Source organism: Roseibium sp. R5, assembly GCF_055755305.1.
On the sequence record NZ_CM146910.1, the window covers coordinates 2,241,186 to 2,261,448 of the forward strand.

Below are 20,263 nucleotides of genomic sequence, written 5' to 3' on the forward strand. Positions count from 1 at the left end.
TACAATCAAGCCTTGGTGGGTACCGCGCCTGGAAATACAATTTCGACGCTAGAGAGTGGCCAGCAGCCAGCATTGTATTCGATTGGGGTGCCGGTTGGATCGCAATTGATCGCAACCACTTCCAAAACGGGCGTGCGCGGACTGAGGTTCAGCCCATCCGCTTGCCGCGTCGTTGCAAATCCGCCCGCAATTCTTGTTTCGGCGCGCTCGTAGCGTTCGACACCGTGCGCTTTGTAAACCTCTGTCACTGAGCCCGTTTTGTTGTAGACGGCTTCGAAGTCCGGAAACCTCGCTGCCGGGAACTCTTTGGCGGTCAGATAAATTGGCTCGCCATCCAGAATGCGGCGTCTGAGCAGCTTAATGACTTGGGTTCCGGCCGGCAGTTCAAGGGCAGCTCCGCCTTCAAACGAGATATCGCCGCGTGTGAGGTTCAATGTCTCGGTGGTCACCCGATCCGGGGCGACCTTGAAACCGTCGGCGAACCTCATATTACTCTCAACTTCATAGCGTTCAGGTCTTTGGCGGACAAAGACGCCAACACCTTTTCTGGCGTGAAGATGACCTTCCTGCTGCAATTTGGAAAGTGCCCGGCGGATGGTGATCCGGCTGACTTGAAAGACTTCGGCGAGATGAACTTCTCCGGGAAGCTTGATGCCAGGTGCCAGCTCGCCATTTTCATACGCGAACTGAAGACGGTCACATATCTGCAGCCAGATGGCTTTTTCGCCTTTGGCTCGATAGGGTTCGCGCGCGAGAGTTCGAAACAATTCCAGATCGGTCACATCACACCTGGTGGCTTTGATTTCCTGAATTGAAGGTATATTTCACCCGGCCGTTGGCAATCACCATCCGGATGCTGCGGGTCTTTTTGTCCACCAGAATGCAATCCGCCCGCATTCCTTCTGCTATCTCGCCACGATCTGCCAGTTTTGCCGCCGTTGCCGCGTTTTTGGAGATGAGGTTCCATGCCTTCTCCAGCGGAAGAACACCGTCATCAACCAGTTTGAACGCAGCTGCCAATGGAGCTGGGTAATAGTAGTCCGATGCCAGAACGGTGCAGTGGCCGCACGCCACACTCTCCCTTGCGTCGATGGCGTTGTTCTGGGAACCGCCTCGTACGATGTTGGGAGCGCCCAAAACCACGTGTTCACCTTCTTCGGCAGCGCTTTTGGCAGTTGCAATGGTCATAGGAAACTCGGACACGGAGACGCCCAAGCGGCGGTGTTCCGTGCGGGTTTCCGGGGTTAACTCGTCATGTGCGAAGACGGAGCAGCCAGCATCCCGAGCTCCTGCGCAGATGGCTTCGATCGCAGCTGGGACCTCGTTGCGCCGTTCCCATACCTGGTTGATCAGGGTCTTGCACTGGTCTTCTGAAAGACCGGACCTGCCGGCCATCCGGCTGATCTTCGATGAGGTTTTCGGCAGGTCCAGATAGGCGGTCGTGTGATCGTTGAGTGACAGAACGGACTTGGGGTCGTCCTGAACCCAGTCAATCATGTCCTGGACATGGTTCAGTGCAAAGGTTTCCCACCGGATGTTCAAATGCATGTCTGAGGAAAAGGTCCCCCGCAGGGCTTTCAGGTGCATTCGGAAATTGGCGGCAGCCTCATAGCTGCGCAAGCCCGGTTCCCAGGAAACAGTCAGCCCATGATAAGCGGTGGTAATGCCATTGGCGATCAACTGCCGGTCAACATCCGCCAGCGCAATTGGAAGCGGGAAGTCGACATTCGGCCGCGGCTGTATTGACCGTTCAAAAGCATCCCCGTGTACATCTATGATACCAGGGAGAACATAGCAGCCCGATGCGTCAATTGTTTCGCTAAAATTCTTTGATGAATCAACGAAAACGCCCGAGTGAATGTAAACCGGCTCACAAATGAATTCATCGTTTTTCAGAGCGTTGCCACCAAGAATACTTATGGAAGTCAATTTCGAACCCTCGAATATTTTAACAATAGGGCGGCTACGTCATGAAACCGTTATCGACGGAGATCTATAGGGAGGCTGTATGACACTCCTGTGTACACAGGAATAGCCATTGGAGAATTCAACATGCTTCGTTCTGCCATTGCTGCAGCTGCAATGATTTTCGCGCTCCCTGTTGCCGCTGAACCTGTTCGTTTTGCGGTCACCGACATCGAAGGCCTGGAAGCCCTGCAGCAGGAATTTTCTGCCTTTGAAAAGGCTCTGGAAGACACAACAGGTTTGGACATCGAACTGTTTCCGGTCAGCTCCCGCACGTCCGCCGTTGAGTCCATGAACCAGAATAAGGTCGATCTGGTTCTGACCGGTCCGGCTGAATATGTCGTGATGAAGGAACTGACCAACGCGGAAATCGTGGTTGCTTGGCAGCGTCCCAACTACTTCGCCCAGATCGTGGTGATGGCAGAAGGTGAGATTGACGGGCCACAGGACCTCAAGGGCAAGACCGTGACTTTCGGGAGTGTCGGCTCAACGTCTCAGCACCTTGGCCCGGCGCAGGTTCTCGCTGACTTCGGTCTTGCTTACGGCACTGACTACACGCCGCAGATTATTTCCCGCAACGTGGCCATCGAAGCTCTGATCCGTGGCGATGTACAGGCTGTTGGCATGAACGACAGCCACTTGCGCCGCATTCGCGATGCGTTCCCTGGCGAAGCCTTCAAGGTCATTGCCCGGGGCCGTGATCTTCCGAACGACATCCTGGTCGCTCGTCCGGACATGGATCGTGATGCTTTGGAAAAAATCAAGACTGCGTTCCTGGAAAACAGCGGAGCGCTGATGGCTGCTGTTCTGAAGGGCGAAGACAACCAAAAGTATGGTGGTGGCTTCTTCCTGACCGGCGTGAACGATGAGAACTACAACTACGTTCGCGACATGTACCAGACCATTGGTGTCGACACCTCTTCATTCGTTGGTGACTAACCTCCTCTTGAAGATAGCGGGAGCGCGGGCGATCGCGCTCCTTTCCGGTGCTGTCGCTGTGTCTTGCACCGAAAATTGACACAGAGAATCCTGAGGACCGCGCGGTGCTTCACACGCCTCTCGCCGATACCAAAGATGTTGCGATTGCAACGTCGGCACTTAAGAAACAGTACAAGAATGGCCAGTTTCCGGTCCTGAAGGGCGTCAACTTGACCATCCGCCACGGCGAGCGTGTCGCATTGATCGGCTCCAATGGCAGCGGCAAATCGACTTTGTTGAAGTGCCTTATCGGGTTGCATGCTGTGAACGAGGGATCAGTCCAGACACTGGGTGAAACCTTTGGCTCCATGCCGACCGCTGCGCAGCGCGCACAATTGCGCAAGCAGACCGGTTTTGTCTTTCAAAAACACTGTCTGGTGAAACGGCACTCGGTTTTAAGCAATGTTGTCCACGGCATGCTGGGTTTGCCCGGCAGTTGGCGCGCCTTCAATCAGGCGACGGCGCCTTCGAGTTGGCGCGCGAAAGCGATGTCAGCCCTTGAGGATGTTAATCTGGCCGAGAGGGCGCGGAACCGGGCTGATGCGTTGTCAGGAGGGCAGCAACAGCGTGTTGCAATTGCGCGCGCAATCGTGCGTGGGCCACGGCTGATCATTGCCGATGAGCCGGCCGCCAGCCTTGATCCTGTATCTGGTTCAGAGGTCATGCGCCTATTCTCTGAACTTGCTCAGGCGCACGGGATTACCTTGCTCTTCACCAGCCATGACATGGACCACGCTGCGGCGTATTCCGATCGGATCGTGGCTCTGAAAAATGGGCAAATCCTGTTTGACAAAGCCTCGCGCGAAGTCTCTGACCAAGACCTTCGGGACACATTCCAATGAGTGGTGTGTCCCCAGACCTCCGGTCCCGTTTTTCTGGAATGTCGTCGATCAACTTCGTGCTGATCCTTGTTGTTGCGGCGATTGTTCTGAGTTCCATCAACTCTGTTGCGCCATCACTTGGCCAATTGGCGGATGGGTTGCCGAGTATGATCAACCTGCTTGACCGCATGTGGCCGCCCAACACGGACGCCAATTTCCTGACGCGGGTGGGAATGCGCCTCGTCGAGACATTTCAAATTGCCTTGGCGGGTGCCGCGATCGGGATTGCTCTCAGTCTGCCGATTGGATGGCTGGCTGCGAAAAAAGTGTCTCCCATCGGTCCGGCATTCTGGCTGGTGAAAGCTATCATTTCTCTACTTCGGACTATCCCCGATCTGGTTTGGGCGCTTTTATTTGTGGTGACAGTCGGGCTGGGCGCCGTTGCCGGCACCATGACGATCGTTGTCGACACAATCGGGTTTTGCGGCCGGTTTTTCGCGGAAGCCATGGAAGACGCCGACAAGGAGCCGCAGGAAGCGCTCGCAGCGATCGGTGCCAACAAGGTGTCTATCCTCATGGGTGGAATATTGCCGGATGCCGCACCATCAATGATCAACACAGCCCTGTTTGCGTTGGAAAAAGCTGTCCGGTCTTCCGTCGTTTTGGGTCTTGTCGGTGCTGGCGGGATCGGTCAGGAATTGAAGGCGGCCTTCGATCTCTTCCAGTACAAGAATGCGTCCGCGATTATTTTGGTGATCTTCGTGATCGTGCTCGTGATGGAATTCATAACCGACTGGCTGCGCAGCAAACTGCAGTAGATCCGCTGCGCTTCAGGGGCATTCCAAATCATGTTGGATGCCAAGCGCAAACCGCTGGGAAGCATGAACCTGCTGCTAGGTGCCCATCGAGTGAGGGTGATCTGCCCCAGCGATTTTTTGATTGCGGCTGGCCGGACGTGTTTCGCATAGAAGCAAGACAATTGCCGGCCAGCGCTCACAAAGTGTCTGTTTGTACCTACTGATTGCTCATGGCTTTCAGCGGAGGTCCAACCTCATCCGGGATCGGGCAGGCATAGGGGTCTTTGGCCAGCGTCACCTTGTGTGCATCAATGGCCTGGTTCAAAACACCAGCGTCCTCAAAGAGATCAACCGCTGTGCCTGCCATAATCTTTGCAGCGTGGACCATGCCCTTGTGTGCAGCCGGTGCCTTTCCTTGTGCGGTCAGCTGCCATGTGTGGAACGGAGTGCCAACTGCACAGGTGGCAACGCGGGCTTGAACGGTCGGCACAGCCCAGCTTACATCGCCAACATCGGTGGACCCTTCTCCACCTTCGCTTTGGCGATCCAGCGGGGCAACGAAATCACACAGCGCGAGATCTGGATCAACTTCTGCCCCAATGCGGCGGAACGAGACGTTGATATTGTCCTCACTGAGCGTCTCACGGATCTTGTTTGCAAAGATGCGGTCTGTTTCATCGAAACCAGGGGCGCCCAACCGGTCCAGATTGCGCTGCATGGTTTCTTCCAAAGGGCGGTTGCCAAGCAGATTGGAGACGCCACTAACAACACTGGTCTCGACTGTTGTCTCGGTCATGAGCGCTGCACCTTCGGCAATTTTGCGCACCCGCCCGATAAGGTCGCGCAGTTCTTTGAGGTTCCGCGCCCGCACCAGCTGGCGCACGGTTGCCTTGGACTGGACGACGTTGGGCGCAATCCCGCCGGCATCCAGATAGGCGTAATGTACCCGGGCATCGTCTGGCATGTGCTCGCGCATGTAATTTACGCCCACGTTCATGAGTTCGATTGCATCGAGAGCACTGCGGCCAAGTTCAGGGGCACCGGCCGCATGAGCCGCGCGGCCATGGAAAGTGAAATCGATCCGCGTGTTTGCAAGGGATTTGGCTTCGTTGACCCCGGTGAAGGTAGCCGGATGCCAGGAGATTGCTGCATCGACGTCGTCGAACAGACCCGCGCGGACCATGAAGGTTTTGGCAGCGCCACCTTCCTCGGCGGGGCAGCCGTAGTAGCGCACACGTCCTTTGAGCCCGCGTTCTGCCAGGTAGTCCTTCACAGCAGAGGCCGCCATCAAGGCCGCGGAGCCGAGAAGGTTGTGGCCGCACCCATGCCCGGGGCCGCCAGCCTCGACCGGCTGATGTTCGGCAACACCAGCAACTTGACCAAGTTCGGGAAGGGCGTCGAACTCGCCCAAAATGGCAATGACCGGACCTTCATCGCCTGCTTCGCCCACGATCGCCGTTGGAATGCCGGCGACACCTTCTGTGATCTTGAACCCTTCCTGTTCCAGCATTTTCTTATGCTCAGCAACGGACTTGAATTCGGTATAGGCAATTTCCGGCAGGTCAAAGACACGGTCGGAAAGGCCGATGTAGTCCTCCCGGCGGCTGTCGACCAGATCCCACACGCGATCCGTATTTTTCATTGTGTCCTCCCAAAAGGTCAGCAGAGTCCCGTCGCGCCGCACAAATGCGGCACGGGGCAGGTTTTCGTATTGGCAATCCCGACTGCCGGGATCAGAGCGTCTTCCAGTAGTGGCAAGCGACCGAATGGCCGTCGCCAAATGTCTCAAGGCCCGGCTGTTCCTGGCGGCAGAGGTCCTGTGCATGTGGACAACGCGGGTTGAAGAAACATCCTTTCGGCGGATCCAGTGGAGACGGGATTTCGCCCTCAATCGGCGCAAAGTCCCGCTTTCGCTGATCCAGCCGGGGTGCTTCTGCAAGCAGGGCTTTTGTGTAGGGGTGTTTCGGCGCGCTGAAGATCTCTTCGGTCGAGGCGCTTTCGACAATCCGGCCGAGATACATGATCGCGACCCGGTCCGCGATGTGTTCGACAACGCTGAGATCGTGGCTGATGAAAAGATAGGTCAGGCCAAACTCTTCGCGCAGATCCATGAAGAGGTTGATAACCTGCGCCTGGATCGACACGTCCAGGGCCGCAATCGCCTCATCGCACACCAGAAACTTCGGCTTGACCGCCAAGGCCCGGGCAATACCGATGCGCTGACGCTGGCCTCCAGAAAACTGGTGCGCGTATCGCCGTTTCAAAGATGGATCCAGACCGACCTTCTTCATGATGTCGTCGACGTAGTCAGAGGCTTCTGACCTTGAAACGACACCGTGGACTTGCGGCGCTTCGCCAATGATGTCTTCCACACGCATCCGTGGATTGAGGCTGGCGAAGGGATCCTGAAAAATCATCTGAATGGCGAGTGTTGCCGCTTTCTTGTCAGCGCGCGACATCGTGGCGACGTCCTGGCCCTGAAACAGCAGCTGTCCGGAGCTTGGGGCATGAATGCCTGCAACAACACGGCCAAGCGTTGATTTGCCGCAGCCAGATTCGCCGACAAGACCCAGCACTTCACCTTCCTTGACGGTGAGGTTCACTTCATCGACGGCGTGGACGATTTCCTCCCGGATGCCAGCACCCAGTTTTTGCGCGACTATTTCGGCAATATCGAGCCGTTTGGCAAAACGTTTCGAAACGTCTTTGATCTCAACAAGTGGCGCGTTCATTCGGCTGCAGCCTGTGCCTGAGGGTTAAAACAGCGGATATCCCGGTTCGCGACATGAGTGATCGGCGGCGGGGCTTTGCAGGCTGAACTTGCTGATCTGCACCGCGGGGCAAAGGCACAGCCTTCGGGGAGGGCCAGCATGTTCGGCGTCATACCTTCAATCTGGAACAATCGTTCGCCGCGCTTGTTTGCGGTTGGAACAGATCCGAGGAGCCCGACCGTGTAGGGATGCAGCGGGCGGTCTATGACATCGTCGGTCAGACCCTGCTCGACGATCCGGCCCGCGTACATCACAGAGATCCGGTTGGCGAGGCCCGCGACGACGGCGAGATCGTGCGTGATCCAGATCATCGCAGTGCCCGTTTGGCGCGTCAGCTTCTGCGCTTCGTGGATGATCTGTGCCTGGATTGTGACATCCAGCGCCGTCGTTGGCTCGTCGGCGATGATCAAATCCGGTTTGTTGAGGAATGCGATCGCGATCGATACCCTTTGGCGCATGCCGCCGGACAGTTGGTGCGGATAGGCTTTTAGCCGCTCTTCGGGGGAGGGGATGCCGACAAGGCCCAGTGCATCCCGCGACCGTTGCCAGGCTTCTTTCTTCGAGACTTTCTCGTGTGCAAAGATAGCTTCCATCATCTGGGAATCGATACGCAGAACCGGGTTCAGCGTCATCATCGGATCCTGAAAGATCATCGATATCCGATTGCCGCGGATGGATTTCAGCGTCTCTTCCGGTGCATTGGCAATCTCATCGCCGTTGAAGCGGATCGAGCCTTCGACGATCCGTCCCGGCTGATCGATCAGGCCCAGAATGGAGAACCCGGTGATGGACTTGCCTGACCCCGATTCCCCGACGAGACCCATCACCTCGCCCTTGTTGACGGTGAAATCAACGCCATCCACGGCTTTGACGACACCCGCGTGGGTGAAGAAATGCGTCTTCAATCCGGCAACTTCGAGAACCGCCGTCATTTCTTCATCCTCGGATTGAGAACGTCGCGCAGCTGATCGCCGACGAGATTGATCGAGGCAACGGTCAGCAGAAGCGCAATCCCGGGAAAGACAGAGATCCAGTAACGGCCCGACAGCATGTACTCAAAACCGTTGGCAATCAGAACGCCAAGTGACGGTTCAGTTTGCGGCAGACCCACCCCAAGGAAAGAGAGCGTTGCCTCGAGCGAAACCGCATGCGCTGTCTGCACTGTTCCAACCACGATCAGAGGGGCGAGGCAGTTCGGTAGGATGTGGCGGAAGACAACCCTTGTCTTGGAAAGCCCGAGACACTGCGCTGCTTCAACGTATTCCTTGCCACGCTCAACCAAGGCCGTCGCACGAACAGTTCGCGCGTAATAGGCCCATTGGGCGACAACAAGCGCAAGAATGATCTTGTCGATGCCCTTGCCTAATGCGGCCACCAGCATCAGGGCCACCAAGGCTGCCGGGAACGACAATTGAAGGTCAACAACCCGCATGATGACGGCTTCCGTCCTGCCACCAGCGTAAGCGGCGATCAGGCCAACGACCATCCCGACAAACAACGCGATCACGCCGGACGCCAAGCCCACAGAGATGGAAATCCTGAGCCCATAAAGAATAGCCGAATAAAGATCCCGGCCTGCGCCATCGGAGCCCAGCCACATGGTATATCCGGCGAATGCTTCCGATCCGGGCGGCAGCCGTCCGTCCAGAACATCGACCTGCGCCAGGTCATAGGGGTTTTGCGGCGTGATCCAGGGCGCAAGTACGGCAAGGGCCATGATGATCACGAGCACGAAGAACGCCGTTGCCGCAATTCGGCTTTCGAAAAACTCAGCCCTGAACCGTTGAAACGGTGTCTCAACCTTAACTTTGGCAGGTGCTGGAGATTGCAGTGTGGTGTCTGTCATGCGCCCTGATCCTGCAAACGGACACGCGGGTCCAGAATTGAATAAAGGATGTCAACGACCAAGTTGATGACCACGAAGAACAGCACCATGATCATCAGGTAGGCGACGACGACGGGCCGGTCGAGTTGAAGAATGGCGTCGATCAGCAACTTGCCCATTCCTGGCCAGGCAAAGATCGTTTCTGTCACAACAGAGAATCCGATGAGGCTGCCGAATTCCAGGCCCATGACTGTCACAACAGGAATCATGATGTTCTTCATCACATGAACAAAGATGATCCGCCTGGTCGAAATGCCCTTGGCCCTTGCGTATTTCACGTAGTCTTGGCTCATCGCTTCCCGCACACCTGCCCGCGTCAAGCGGATGGCAAGCGAAATTTTTAAAAGTGCCAGATTAAGCGCGGGCAGAAATATGTGCCGGAGACCGTCCCAGGTCGCCAGACTTGTCTCAATCCCGAAAATCGTGGCCGTGTCACCTCGCCCTGTTGAGGGCAGCCATCCGAGTTCAACGGCGAACAGCAATATGAGCATCAAACCGACCCAGAATGTCGGCAGGGAAAACCCGAGAATGGATCCGGCCATGATTCCCTTGGAAATCGGGTTGTCCGGATAAAGCCCGGAAAATAGACCAAGCGGAATGCCAATGACAATGGCAAGCATCAATGCACTGAACGCAAGCTCCAGTGTGGCGGGCATGTGGTGCAGGATCAGCTTCAAGGCTGGTTCGCCGAAGATGAAGGAATCGCCCAAGTTGCCCTGTGCGGCGCCCTTCAGAAACAGCAGATATTGATCCCAGATTGGACGGTCGAGACCAAGCCGGCGGATTGCGGCCTCGATGTCGGCCTGATCGGCATCAGGGCTGACCAGCATATAGACCGGGTCGCCAACAATGTTCACACCGAAGAAGACGATCACCGACATGAGAAACACGACGAGGAACGCCTGCATCAGCCGGCGGATGACAAAAACAGACATAAGGAGTTCCAGGTTCAGGGAAATTCCGGGCCGCTGAGATCAGCGGCCCGGAAATCGCTGGTTATTCCTTCACGACACCCATGGCGAGCGTGTACTCGTCGGTGCGGGGAATATACTTCAGGCCCTTCTTGGCCGCCCAGGTGTTGACCTGGAAGTGGGTCGGGATGATCGCGACATCATTGATGGCCATCTCGGTGGCTTCCGCGAGCAGGTCCTGACGCTTTTCATCATCAACGGTCCTCAATGCTTCTTCGATCTTCGCATCGATTTCCGCATTGGAGTGGCGCCCACGGTTTGATGACCCGAAGCCCTTGTCCTTGTCGTATGTGTGGATCAGGGACTTCAGCGGAGATGAAGCTTCGCCCGAACCGGCACCCCAGCCGACCAGGATGAAGCTGAACTCCGGCTGACCATCGGCACCGCCACGGGACGCGCGGCCGAAATAGACGGAACGCGGCATGGTTTCGACGGCAGTCTTGATGCCGACCCGTGTCAGCATCTGACCGATCGCCTCGGCGATTTTCGCATCATTGATGTAGCGATCGTTCGGGCCATGAATGGTCAATTGGAAACCGTCCGGATATCCGGCTTCTGCCAACAGTTCCTTCGCACCGTTCGGGTCGTAATCAATCGGCTGCAGGTTTTCCGAAACGCCAAAGAAACCCTCCGGCAACAGCTGACCGGCTGGCAGTGCCACGCCTTCCATCACCCGGTCGACGATCGCATTCCGGTTGATAGACTTGGAGATTGCCAGACGTACGCGCTGGTCCAGAAGCGGGTTCTTAATCTCGCTGCCGTCAGTGCCCTTCACAAAGGGGGAGTTCTCGCGGAACTGGTCCAAATGGAGATAGATGACCCGGTTGGAAACACCCTGGCTGAGCTGGATCTCGTCCTTGCCTTCAAGCACGCCGATATCTGTCGTCGGAACGCTTGCAATCATATCGACATCACCAGCAAGCAGAGCGGCGACACGGCTCGGACCGGATTTGATCGGGCGGAAGTCGACTTCACTCCAGATCGGAGCGTCGCCCCAATAGTCATCGTTGCGCGCCATGGTGATGCTTTCACCCGGCTTGTAGCTTCCGAACTTGAACGGACCGGTGCCAATCGCAGCGGTACCAGTGTTGAAGTCTTCTGTCGCCGCGCCACATCCCGCGCTGTCCGAGATCACCGGGATCGTCGAAATGTCGTTCGCCATCAGCGGATACGGCGTTTCGGTGGAGATGTGGACCGTGTAGTCGTCGATCTTCTTGAAGGTTTTGCCCTTCAAATAGGTGCCGAAGCCAGATGGGGAATTCGGGACATCGGGAGCCCGCTCCATAGTGCAAATGACGTCATCGGCATTGAAGTCGCTGCCGTCATGGAATTTCACGCCTTCGCGCAGTTTGAATTCCCATGTCAACTCATCGATCGGTTGCCAAGAAACGGCAAGGCCCGGCGACAAACGTTGCTTTTCGTCTTGCGCAATCAGGCGATCAAACAGGTGATACGAGATCGCGTTGTTCGGACCCAGATTGTGGAAATGAGGATCCATCGCTGTTGGCTCGGAGGCCAACCCAATGGTCAGTTTTTCCGCGGATGCTGCCCCGGTCAACAAGGCAAACACGCTTACAGACACCGCGGCTGCGGCAGTAAGTTTTCTCATGACAATATAACTCCCTCGGAAGGCGCGGTGTCCTTTTGCCGGACCTTTTTGCCGCACGCTGAAAAGGATGGTAGCTTGCAGAAAATTCATTGCCAACAGAGAATTTAATCCATTTTTGCATAGCTTAATTCATCTTGTAGGCATGACCATTTATAAGGCAGATCTCAACCTATGGCAGAGCCACGGCACAGACTGAGGGAAATGGAAGCGCTCCGTGCGCTCGTGACCACCGGCACGACCATTGGTGCCGCGCGGCGCCTCGGTGTTTCGCAGTCCTCTGTCAGTCGCGCGTTGGGGCAATTGGAGCAGCGGGTTGGCCGGACTCTGTTTTTGCGGAGCGCCGGCAAAATCGAACCGACCGCCGCGGCGCTCAGGCTCAACGAGCAGCTTGATCCACTTTTTGAAACGCTCGCTCTGATTGAAGGCGCGGAATGGGCGGAGGCCGATGAAGAGCCCTTGCGCCTCATTGTTCCGCCCACACTTGCCCATAACTTCATCATCACAAGAGTGGCCGCGTTCTTGAAACAGAACCCGGGCAAGAACCTGCAGCTGGATATTCAGGCAACGGATGTGTTGGTCTCAGGTATCCTGGATCTGCGTTATGACCTGGGGCTGACCAGCGCGATGATTCAGCGCTCTGGTGTCACTCTCGTGCCGTGGCTCCGCTCCCATGTGGTTTGCGCAATGCCCAAAGGGCATCCCCTTGAGGCGAAGGAAATCGTCACTCCTGCGGATCTGGAAGGTGTAGAGTTGATCGAGTTTCTAAGGCGGCTCGGCACCCGCGCGATCACCGAACAGTTGTTTGCCCGCTCTGGTGTCAAACCCCGAACGGTTGCGGAAACGGCGACGAACATGGCCGCACTGGAGCTTGTCCGTGAAGGGCTGGGTGTGACCGTACTCAATCCCTTTCCCGTACTTTCCGTTGGTGTGCCGAACATCTCTGTCCGGCCATTCGACGCACCGATCACTTATGATACCAGCTTCGTGTTGCCCGCGGGGCGCCAACCGTCAGAGCTCGCTCAGCAGTTCATGGAATACATCAAATCGACCACACCGGCCGATGACTACTCAGAAGCCGTTTGACCGGCGATCAGCCACGACGAACAATTGCAAACAAAGAGATACAGACAAGGATTGAGGCATGACAACACGCAGCGCGGCAATTGAGGCAGCGGCAAAGAGTTTCGAAGATGGCAGTTTTCAGAAGGATCTAACTGCGCTGGTCGCTGTCCAAACATCCAGCCGGGAGGAGGAGCACCGGCCCGACCTGACGCGCTATCTGGAGACAGAGATGCGTAAGCGGTTCGAAGCGATGGGATTTGCTGTCGACATCCACCCCAATGAAATGCTCGACCGGGCGCCCTTTCTCGTTGCCAAGCGGATCGAGGATCCAAGCCTGCCTACACTGTTTTGCTACGGACACGGGGACACGGTTCCTGGAGAAGAAGGCCGCTGGAACGAGGACCGGGATCCCTGGACGCTGGATGTCGCGCAACCACCGTCCGGTCCCCGCTGGTATGGCCGCGGCACAGCCGACAACAAGGCGCAGCATGCCATCAATATGGAAGCCATGCGCCATGTGATCGATACGCGCGGCCGTCTTGGTTACAACGCCACGTTCCTGATCGAGATGGCAGAAGAAATGGGCTCGCCCGGGCTCTATGAATTTTGCCGGGACAACCGGGATATGCTGGCAGCCGATCTGTTGATTGCATCGGACGGTCCGCGGTTTTCAACAGATGCGCCGGATATCAAACTTGGTACGCGAGGCGGTTTGAACCTGAGGTTCCGTCTGGAATACCGGGAAGGTGGCCACCATTCCGGCAATTGGGGAGGACTCCTTGCCAATCCGGCCATCGTGCTCATGCATGCGCTCACGACCCTGGTCAGCCGAACCGGCGAAATCCTTCATCCCGGCCTGAAACCTGCCCATATCAAGAATTCCGTGCGCGACGCGCTTGCCAAGGTGACGGTTACATCCGGACCGGATGATCCGGAGATTGATCCCTGGTGGGGAGAGCCGGGCTTGAGCAGCGCGGAAAAAGTCTTTGGCTGGAATACATTTGAAGTCCTGTCTTTCATTGCAGGAGATCCGGAGAAACCGCAAAACGCTGTTCCCCCCTTTGCCGAAGCCATCTGCCAGATCCGCTTTGTGGTGGATACGGACCCCGACACATTCTTACCTCTGATTCAGCAACACCTGAAAGACAACGGGTTTGATGGCATCACGGTTGAACCGGCCCGGATGTCGATGCTGCGCGCTTCACGGCTCGATCCGGAACATCCGGCCGTTGCCTGGGCTGTCACTTCAATTGAAAAGACGACTGGAAAACCGGTCACCGTTATCCCGAATGCCGGTGGTTCCCTGCCAAACGACATCTTTCTCAACACCATCGGCATGCCAACGCTCTGGGTTCCACACAGTTACACCGGCTGTTCCCAGCACGCCCCCAACGAACACGTCCTGCCTCATCTGATGAAAGAAGGACTGGAGATGATGACAGGCTTGTTCTGGGATCTGGGAGACGGGTTTCCCTAACGTTCAGATGTCACCCTAGTTTCACCCAAGCCGCATTTCTGGTTGATGATCTTACGCAGGCGTCGACAAATTCAACGCCTGCAAGGCCCTCTTGAATGCCGGGCAAAAGCGTTGTTTGTGTCTCGCCTTTCGCATGAGCCCGGATTGCGTCGGCGGCTTCCCGGTAGAGGTTGGCAAAGCCTTCCAGATAGCCTTCCGGGTGTCCGGGCGGGATCCGTGTGGTGGGCGCGATGCTCTCCAGCATGCCCGCGCCGCCTCTTGTCAGGCGCTGGGCTGGTTCTCCGAACGGCGAATACTGCAGATAATTCGGATCTTCCTGATGCCATTCAATGCCGGCCTTGTCGCCATAGACCCGGAGCTTGAGATTGTTCTCATTGCCCGGTGCGACCTGTGAACACCAGAGCATCCCGCGTGCCCCGCCGTCAAAGCGCAACATGACGTGGCCGTTGTCATCAACCTGACGGCCTGGGACGAAGGACTGCAAATCGGCGGCAAGGCTCTCGGCGCGCAGGCCGGTCACAAAGCAAGCCAGATTGTAGGCGTGGGTGCCAATGTCTCCTGTCGCACCACCTGCACCGGACCGGGCAGGGTCCGTGCGCCAGTCGGCTTGCTTGTTGTGCTGTTCGACCGTCAGCCAATCCTGCGGGTATTCGACCTGAATGACCCGGATTGTTCCAAGATCGCCGTTTTGAACCATCTCCCGCGCCTGGCGGATCATCGGATAGCCGGTGTAATTGTGGGTCAGAATAAAGAGGGCTTGGGAGTTCCCGGCCGCTTTGGCCAGCTTTTTGGCGTCCGCCAGCGTGGAGGTCATCGGCTTGTCGCAGATGACGTGAATGCCGCGTTTCAAAAACGCCTTGGCAGCCGGATAGTGGACATGGTTCGGCGTCACGATGGCAACGGCCTCGATCCCGTCCTTCAGCCGGGCCTCCCGTTTGGCCATGTCTTCAAAGGAACTATAGATCCGGTCTGCCTTGAGGCCGAGAGCCTGCCCGGAGGCGATGGCCTTGTCCGGTGTGGAGGACAAGGCGCCTGCGACCAGTTCAAAACTGTTGTCGAGCCGTGCTGCGATCCGGTGAACCGCGCCGATAAAGGCATCCTTGCCGCCGCCGACCATGCCGAGGCGGAGCGGGCGTTGGAATGTGACTTCTGTTCCTTCAATGGCCATGTCGTGCTCCTATCCAATACCCAGCATCTTGCGGTTTGCCGCTTCATCGGTCCCGCCGTCGGCAAAGTCATCAAAGGCTTTTTCAGTGACGCGGATGATATGGTCGGCAACAAATTGCGCGCCTTCCCGGGCACCGTCTTCCGGGTGCTTCAGGCAGCATTCCCATTCGACGACCGCCCAGCCGTCGAAGTCGTTGGCTGCCATCTTGGAAAATATAGCGCCGAAGTCGACCTGTCCGTCGCCCAAGGAGCGGAACCGCCCAGCCCGGTCAACCCAGGGCTGATAGCCGCTGTAAACGCCCTGGCGGCCGGTCGGATTGAACTCGGCATCCTTGACGTGGAACATGCCGATCCGGTCCTTGTAGATGTCGATGTTGTCGAGATAGTCGAGACACTGAAGCACGTAGTGCGACGGGTCATAGAGCATCTTTGCGCGAGCATGATTGTTAACGCGTTCCAGGAACATCTCGTACGTTGCGCCATCATGAAGATCCTCGCCTGGATGGATCTCGTAGCAAACATCCACGCTCATATCGTCCGCATAATCCAGAATTGGCCGCCAGCGCTTGGCAAGTTCGTCAAACGCGGTCTCAACAAGTCCAGCCGGTCGCTGCGGCCAGGGATAGATGTAAGGCCACGCCAGAGCGCCGGAAAACGTCGCATGGGCGGTGATGCCAAGGTTGCGGCTGGCCGTTAACGCCTGCTTGACCTGATCCACGGCCCAGGCCTGGCGCGCGGCCGGATTGCCCCGGACTTCCGGAGCTGCAAAACCGTCAAAGGCTGTGTCATAAGCCGGGTGGACGGCCACAAGCTGACCTTGCAGATGGGTTGAAAGCTCGGTGACCTCAACGCCGTTCTCTCGAGCTTGTCCGGCAAAGTCGTCGCAGTATCCCTTCGAGCTGGCGGCTTTTTCCAGATCAATGAGCCGGCCATCCCAACTTGGGACCTGCACCCCTTTGTATCCGCAATCGGCAGCCCACTTCGTAATCGCGTCCCAGGAATTGAACGGCGCTTCATCTCCTGCAAACTGGGCAAGAAAAAGCGCAGGCCCCTTTATCGTTTTCATGACGACCTCTTGAATGAAATAGAGTTTTTGAGGGCCGGGATACGTGACTGAACCCCGGCCCGCACGAAGCGACGTCTTAGAATGGCGACTCTGGGAAGTAGTAGCTTTCTGCGTTTTCACGGGTGATGAGTGTCGCCCCGAGAATGTACCGGCCGGCCACAGGGCCATTCGACTTGAAAGCGTTGACCGTTGCATCCATCGCGGTTGCAATCATTGCCGGCGGGTAGAGGACGTTCACAGGGATCAGCTCATCGCCATCCATGATGCCTTTGATGATTTCCTTCATGCCAGCACCTCCGACAACAAACATGCCGTTGCCGTCACGGCCTGCCTGTTTCAATGCTGCGACCACGCCGATCGCGATATCATCGTCTTGTGCCCACACCGCATCAATGTCCGGGAAGCGGGACAGGAAATCCTGCATGACTTCAAAACCGTCGTCACGGTTCCAGTTGGCATGCTTGTGATCCAGAACGTTGATACCAGAGCCTTCGATTTCCGCCATGAACGCATCAAAGCGTTCGTTGTCGATCACGGTTGGAATGCCGCGCAAGACAACGATGTTGTCGCCGTCCTTGAGGCGGCCCTTCATGTACTGGGCCGACACGCGGCCAAGCTCAGGATTGTTGCCAGCAACATAGAGGTCTTCGATGCCCGGTTGGCTGAGACCACGATCGACAACGGTGATCCAGGCTCCGGATTTCTTGACGTTCAGGACCGGGTCGGTGAGCGGTTCGGATTCAAACGGCAGAACGACGAGTGCATCGATCTGATGGACCGATACGAGGTCTTCCAGCGCACTTGCCTGTGCGCCTGGGTCCGGAGAGTTCACGAGGATCAGGTCCACGTCCGGATAAAGAGCCTCCAGACGTTTTTCGGCCTGCTCCGCGTGCCAGTTCATCCCGGCGGCCCAGGCGTGGGTCGGTGTTGGGTAGCTGACACCGATCTTGATCTTTTCTTCTGCGACTGCCGTTCCGCTAAGGGCGATCAGCCCCGTCAGTGCCATCGCACCCAGTGTTTTTCTTCCTAGCATAGTTTCCTCCTCCGATGCTTTCCTCAAGGCGCACCTCTCCCGTCCGGTGCGAGCCGGTTCAAATTGGGGACGGGTCCCTATTCCGTGGATCTAGTGGGCCGTGCTCAGCCGTTCTTTTTGAGTTTCCAGTCACTGCGCTGCAGCAGCACAGCAACGATGATGATCAACCCCTGCATGGTTCCATTGAGGTAGTTTGAAATCATGTCCGTGAAGTTCAGAATGTTGCCGATGGTGGTCAGAATGAGCGCACCCAGGATCGTGCCGCCAATGCGCCCGTAACCGCCTTTGAGGACCGTTCCGCCGATGATCACGGCCGCGATGGCTTCCAGCTCCCATAACACGCCTGTCGATGCTGAGGCAGAACCAAGGCGGGGGACATAAATGATGGTCGCAAAGGACACACACAGGCCTTGGATGATGTATGTCAGCGTCTTGACCCGATCGACATTGATTGCCGAGTACTTGGCGACGGCTTCATTTGATCCGATAGCCGTGCAGTAGCGTCCGAACGCTGTCCGGTTCAAGAGCAGCCAGCCACAGATTGCGACCGCGATGAAGACCCAGACCGGGATCGGCAGTCCCAGAAAACTGTCATAGTAGACCGGCCGGTACGTGCCCCGAATATCGAAGTTGAGCGACAGGGTGCCGCCGTCCGCGAAATAGGTCACCAAAGACCGGTAGATCCCCATGGTGCCCAGCGTCACGATAAACGCCTCGATCTTCCCCTTGGTGGTCAGGGCTCCATTGATCCAGCCTGCGCCGATGCCGAGGAGGATCGCCAAGCCACACCCAAACAGGACGGTTGGCACACCGGTCCCGAGCGTTTCAACGGCATTGTTCATGACAATGATCATCACGCCGGAAATGGCCGCTGCCATTGAGCCCACCGACAAGTCGATCCCGCCAGCGGTGATGACGAAGGTCGCGCCCACGGCAATAATGCCGATAAACGCTGACCGCGTCAGCAAGTTGGTCAGGTTGCCTTCACTCACGAAGGCGGGGTTGAGTAGGAAACCAATCACACAAAGCAGGAGAAGAGCCAACGCTGGCCCCAGCGTCTTGAAGTCAATCGCAATGCGCTTGGGTGTCTTTTCCGCGTTGTTTTCCGATACGCTCGACATGGTCAATGGAGTTCCTCCCGTTTCAGCCCGGCGGCATAGCGCATGATTTCGTTTTCGTTGATGTGATCTCCGGTCAGTACTCCGGTGATCTGGCCTTCCCGCATGACCACAACACGGTGGCAAATTCCGATGATTTCTGGCATCTCCGAGGAGATCACCACGACCGAAACGCCTTCCGCTGCCAGCGCAGCGATGAAATGATAAATTTGTTGTTTGGTGCCGACATCGATCCCGCGGGTGGGTTCATCTATGACAACAATCTTCGGATCGCATTCCATGATTTTCGCGAGCAGCAACTTCTGCTGATTGCCGCCGGAGAGCTTTCCGACAACGATGTCCTGATCCCGTGCCCGGACATCGAAGCGCCGGATGGCGCGCTCGAGCGCATTGGCTTCAGCGGTGCTGTCGAGCGTGAAGTTTTTGATGAATTTCGGCAAGGCAAACAGGGTCAGGTTGGGCTGCATCTTCTTGTCCAGAAGCAACCCTTTCTCCTTCCGGTCCTTCGTCAGGTAGGCAAGCCCTGCGTCTCTTGCTGCGGCAACGGACAGGGCTCTTACTTCGGTTCCAAAGAGCCGGATCCGGCCGCTCTCGACAGGCGCCAATCCACAAATGGCCTCAAAGACCGCTGTTCGGCCTGACCCGATCAGTCCCGAAAACCCCAGGATTTCACCCTTGCGCAGGTTGAAGCTGACATTGCGCGCGCCGGGTGTTGAAAGGTTTTGAACCTCCAGAACCAGGTCTGCGTCTACGTCCGCTTCGTGCATCGGCGGATAAAGGTCAGACAGTTCCCGGCCGACCATCATCTGGGCCATGGCATCTGGGGTCAGTTCGTTCGCCAGGCGCGTGTCGATCCATTGGCCATCGCGCAGGACGGTCACCCGGTCCGCAATAGCTTTAACTTCATTCAGCTTGTGCGACACGAACACAATGCCGACGCCAGTTTGTTTCAGCTTCTGGACTTGCCGGAAGAAGATCTCCGTTTCCTCTTCCGTCAGAACGGCCGTTGGCTCGTCCATAATGAGGATGCGTGCGTTTCTGCTGACAGCTTTGACGATCTCGACCATTTGCTTTTGTGCAATTGTGAGATCTGAAATTCGGTCAGAAGGGGAGATGTCGAGACCGACATCATCCAGGTACTTTTGGACAAGAGATCTCATGCCCGCCCGGTCTAGAAATCCATTTGATTTCAATTCCCGACCGAGAAAGACGTTCTCTTCGACCGTCATCTGTTCTGCAAGATTGAGTTCCTGGTGGATCAGAACGACGCCAAGTTTTTCTGCAGCGCCATTGGGAGGGAGTTCGGTCGTCGTGCCGTTGAGCTTGATGTGACCGGTTGTCGGGTCGTGGAAGCCGGACAGGATCTTCATCAAGGTTGACTTGCCCGCGCCATTCTCGCCGATCAGCGCATGAACCTCGCCCGCCCGGATGTCCATGCTGACGCTGAACAACACTGGCACCGGCCCAAAGGATTTGCTGATGTTGACGGCCTCAATCACCGCCTCCATCGGGGGCGAATGGTGTTGCATCTCAGAGTTCCTCC

At 56.9% G+C, this 20,263-nt stretch carries 18 protein-coding genes; 5 read left to right on the plus strand and 13 right to left on the minus strand.

Features of this window, described 5'->3' with window-relative positions; translation table 11 throughout:
- Positions 1-5 precede the first annotated feature (5 nt).
- Entirely contained in the window at positions 6-782 is a 777-nt protein-coding gene (phnF, locus tag AC0J4F_RS10370; RefSeq protein WP_473026173.1) for a phosphonate metabolism transcriptional regulator PhnF, read from the minus strand.
- Between the two features lies 1 nt (position 783).
- Positions 784-1,929: an alpha-D-ribose 1-methylphosphonate 5-triphosphate diphosphatase gene (locus tag AC0J4F_RS10375; protein WP_473026174.1), complete on the minus strand. Its 1,146-nt coding sequence runs from the start codon at positions 1,927-1,929 to the stop codon at positions 784-786.
- A 123-nt stretch (positions 1,930-2,052) separates the two neighbouring features.
- On the opposite strand from AC0J4F_RS10375, the gene AC0J4F_RS10380 reads away from it, so the two are divergent.
- From AC0J4F_RS10380 to phnE, 3 genes are all read left to right on the plus strand, one after another.
- Positions 2,053-2,904 (plus strand): PhnD/SsuA/transferrin family substrate-binding protein, encoded by an 852-nt coding sequence (locus AC0J4F_RS10380; RefSeq protein ID WP_209174482.1) that lies wholly within the window; start codon positions 2,053-2,055, stop codon positions 2,902-2,904.
- A 104-nt stretch (positions 2,905-3,008) separates the two neighbouring features.
- On the plus strand, positions 3,009-3,785 hold the full coding sequence (locus tag AC0J4F_RS10385) for a phosphonate ABC transporter ATP-binding protein (protein WP_473026175.1): 777 nt from the start codon (positions 3,009-3,011) through the stop codon (positions 3,783-3,785).
- On the plus strand, positions 3,782-4,582 hold the full coding sequence (phnE, locus tag AC0J4F_RS10390; protein WP_473026176.1) for a phosphonate ABC transporter, permease protein PhnE: 801 nt from the start codon (positions 3,782-3,784) through the stop codon (positions 4,580-4,582). The genes AC0J4F_RS10385 and phnE overlap by 4 nt, the downstream gene beginning before the upstream one ends.
- Before the next feature lie 196 nt (positions 4,583-4,778).
- Here phnE and AC0J4F_RS10395 read toward each other — a convergent pair whose 3' ends face one another.
- The 6 genes from AC0J4F_RS10395 to AC0J4F_RS10420 form a co-directional block, all read right to left on the minus strand.
- On the minus strand, positions 4,779-6,203 hold the full coding sequence (locus tag AC0J4F_RS10395; protein ID WP_473026177.1) for a M20 family metallopeptidase: 1,425 nt from the start codon (positions 6,201-6,203) through the stop codon (positions 4,779-4,781).
- 91 nt (positions 6,204-6,294) lie between these two features.
- A complete protein-coding gene (locus AC0J4F_RS10400) occupies positions 6,295-7,293 on the minus strand; it encodes an ABC transporter ATP-binding protein (RefSeq protein ID WP_473026178.1) in 999 nt (332 codons plus the stop codon).
- The gene (locus AC0J4F_RS10405; RefSeq protein WP_473026179.1) at positions 7,290-8,264 is read right to left on the minus strand and encodes an ABC transporter ATP-binding protein; all 975 of its coding nucleotides are present in this window, start codon (positions 8,262-8,264) and stop codon (positions 7,290-7,292) included. Before AC0J4F_RS10405 ends, AC0J4F_RS10400 begins: the two co-directional genes overlap by 4 nt.
- Positions 8,261-9,178 carry an ABC transporter permease gene (locus tag AC0J4F_RS10410; protein WP_473026180.1) on the minus strand — a complete coding sequence of 306 codons (918 nt, stop codon included), beginning with the start codon at positions 9,176-9,178 and terminating at the stop codon, positions 8,261-8,263. The genes AC0J4F_RS10405 and AC0J4F_RS10410 overlap by 4 nt, the downstream gene beginning before the upstream one ends.
- Positions 9,175-10,152, minus strand: a complete 978-nt coding sequence (locus AC0J4F_RS10415) for an ABC transporter permease (protein WP_133953187.1) — start codon at positions 10,150-10,152, stop codon at positions 9,175-9,177. The genes AC0J4F_RS10410 and AC0J4F_RS10415 overlap by 4 nt, the downstream gene beginning before the upstream one ends.
- A 61-nt stretch (positions 10,153-10,213) precedes the next feature.
- Positions 10,214-11,797, minus strand: coding sequence for an ABC transporter substrate-binding protein (locus tag AC0J4F_RS10420; protein ID WP_473026181.1), 1,584 nt, complete (start codon positions 11,795-11,797; stop codon positions 10,214-10,216).
- A gap of 171 nt (positions 11,798-11,968) precedes the next feature.
- Between AC0J4F_RS10420 and AC0J4F_RS10425 the strand changes: the two genes are divergently transcribed.
- Together AC0J4F_RS10425 and AC0J4F_RS10430 are read left to right on the plus strand one after the other, a co-directional pair.
- Positions 11,969-12,880, plus strand: a complete 912-nt coding sequence (locus AC0J4F_RS10425) for a LysR family transcriptional regulator (RefSeq protein WP_209002789.1) — start codon at positions 11,969-11,971, stop codon at positions 12,878-12,880.
- A gap of 58 nt (positions 12,881-12,938) precedes the next feature.
- Positions 12,939-14,336, plus strand: coding sequence for a M20 family metallopeptidase (locus AC0J4F_RS10430; RefSeq protein WP_473026182.1), 1,398 nt, complete (start codon positions 12,939-12,941; stop codon positions 14,334-14,336).
- A 10-nt stretch (positions 14,337-14,346) separates the two neighbouring features.
- On the opposite strand, the gene AC0J4F_RS10435 is transcribed toward AC0J4F_RS10430, so the two are convergent.
- The 5 genes from AC0J4F_RS10435 to AC0J4F_RS10455 form a co-directional block, all read right to left on the minus strand.
- Complete coding sequence (locus tag AC0J4F_RS10435; RefSeq protein ID WP_133953193.1) at positions 14,347-15,504, minus strand: Gfo/Idh/MocA family protein; 1,158 nt, start codon at positions 15,502-15,504, stop codon at positions 14,347-14,349.
- Between the two features lie 9 nt (positions 15,505-15,513).
- Positions 15,514-16,569 (minus strand): sugar phosphate isomerase/epimerase family protein, encoded by a 1,056-nt coding sequence (locus AC0J4F_RS10440; RefSeq protein WP_473026183.1) that lies wholly within the window; start codon positions 16,567-16,569, stop codon positions 15,514-15,516.
- A 76-nt stretch (positions 16,570-16,645) separates the two neighbouring features.
- Complete coding sequence (locus AC0J4F_RS10445) at positions 16,646-17,602, minus strand: substrate-binding domain-containing protein (RefSeq protein WP_133953197.1); 957 nt, start codon at positions 17,600-17,602, stop codon at positions 16,646-16,648.
- A gap of 104 nt (positions 17,603-17,706) precedes the next feature.
- On the minus strand, positions 17,707-18,723 hold the full coding sequence (locus AC0J4F_RS10450) for an ABC transporter permease (RefSeq protein WP_133953199.1): 1,017 nt from the start codon (positions 18,721-18,723) through the stop codon (positions 17,707-17,709).
- A 2-nt stretch (positions 18,724-18,725) separates the two neighbouring features.
- Entirely contained in the window at positions 18,726-20,249 is a 1,524-nt protein-coding gene (locus tag AC0J4F_RS10455; RefSeq protein WP_473026184.1) for a sugar ABC transporter ATP-binding protein, read from the minus strand.
- Positions 20,250-20,263 lie beyond the last annotated feature (14 nt).

Excerpts from the sequence above, each read along its gene's own strand:
- AC0J4F_RS10450 (WP_133953199.1), bottom strand. The coding sequence starts at position 18,723 with ATGTCGAGCGTATCGGAAAACAACGCGGAAAAGACACCCAAGCGCATT.
- AC0J4F_RS10435 (WP_133953193.1), bottom strand. The coding sequence starts at position 15,504 with ATGGCCATTGAAGGAACAGAAGTCACATTCCAACGCCCGCTCCGCCTC.
- AC0J4F_RS10445 (WP_133953197.1), bottom strand. The coding sequence starts at position 17,602 with ATGCTAGGAAGAAAAACACTGGGTGCGATGGCACTGACGGGGCTGATC.
- phnE (WP_473026176.1), top strand. The coding sequence starts at position 3,782 with ATGAGTGGTGTGTCCCCAGACCTCCGGTCCCGTTTTTCTGGAATGTCG.
- AC0J4F_RS10455 (WP_473026184.1), bottom strand. The coding sequence starts at position 20,249 with ATGCAACACCATTCGCCCCCGATGGAGGCGGTGATTGAGGCCGTCAAC.
- AC0J4F_RS10420 (WP_473026181.1), bottom strand. The coding sequence starts at position 11,797 with ATGAGAAAACTTACTGCCGCAGCCGCGGTGTCTGTAAGCGTGTTTGCC.
- AC0J4F_RS10425 (WP_209002789.1), top strand. The coding sequence starts at position 11,969 with ATGGCAGAGCCACGGCACAGACTGAGGGAAATGGAAGCGCTCCGTGCG.
- AC0J4F_RS10400 (WP_473026178.1), bottom strand. The coding sequence starts at position 7,293 with ATGAACGCGCCACTTGTTGAGATCAAAGACGTTTCGAAACGTTTTGCC.
- AC0J4F_RS10440 (WP_473026183.1), bottom strand. The coding sequence starts at position 16,569 with ATGAAAACGATAAAGGGGCCTGCGCTTTTTCTTGCCCAGTTTGCAGGA.
- AC0J4F_RS10405 (WP_473026179.1), bottom strand. The coding sequence starts at position 8,264 with ATGACGGCGGTTCTCGAAGTTGCCGGATTGAAGACGCATTTCTTCACC.
- AC0J4F_RS10410 (WP_473026180.1), bottom strand. The coding sequence starts at position 9,178 with ATGACAGACACCACACTGCAATCTCCAGCACCTGCCAAAGTTAAGGTT.
- AC0J4F_RS10395 (WP_473026177.1), bottom strand. The coding sequence starts at position 6,203 with ATGAAAAATACGGATCGCGTGTGGGATCTGGTCGACAGCCGCCGGGAG.
- AC0J4F_RS10430 (WP_473026182.1), top strand. The coding sequence starts at position 12,939 with ATGACAACACGCAGCGCGGCAATTGAGGCAGCGGCAAAGAGTTTCGAA.
- AC0J4F_RS10380 (WP_209174482.1), top strand. The coding sequence starts at position 2,053 with ATGCTTCGTTCTGCCATTGCTGCAGCTGCAATGATTTTCGCGCTCCCT.
- AC0J4F_RS10415 (WP_133953187.1), bottom strand. The coding sequence starts at position 10,152 with ATGTCTGTTTTTGTCATCCGCCGGCTGATGCAGGCGTTCCTCGTCGTG.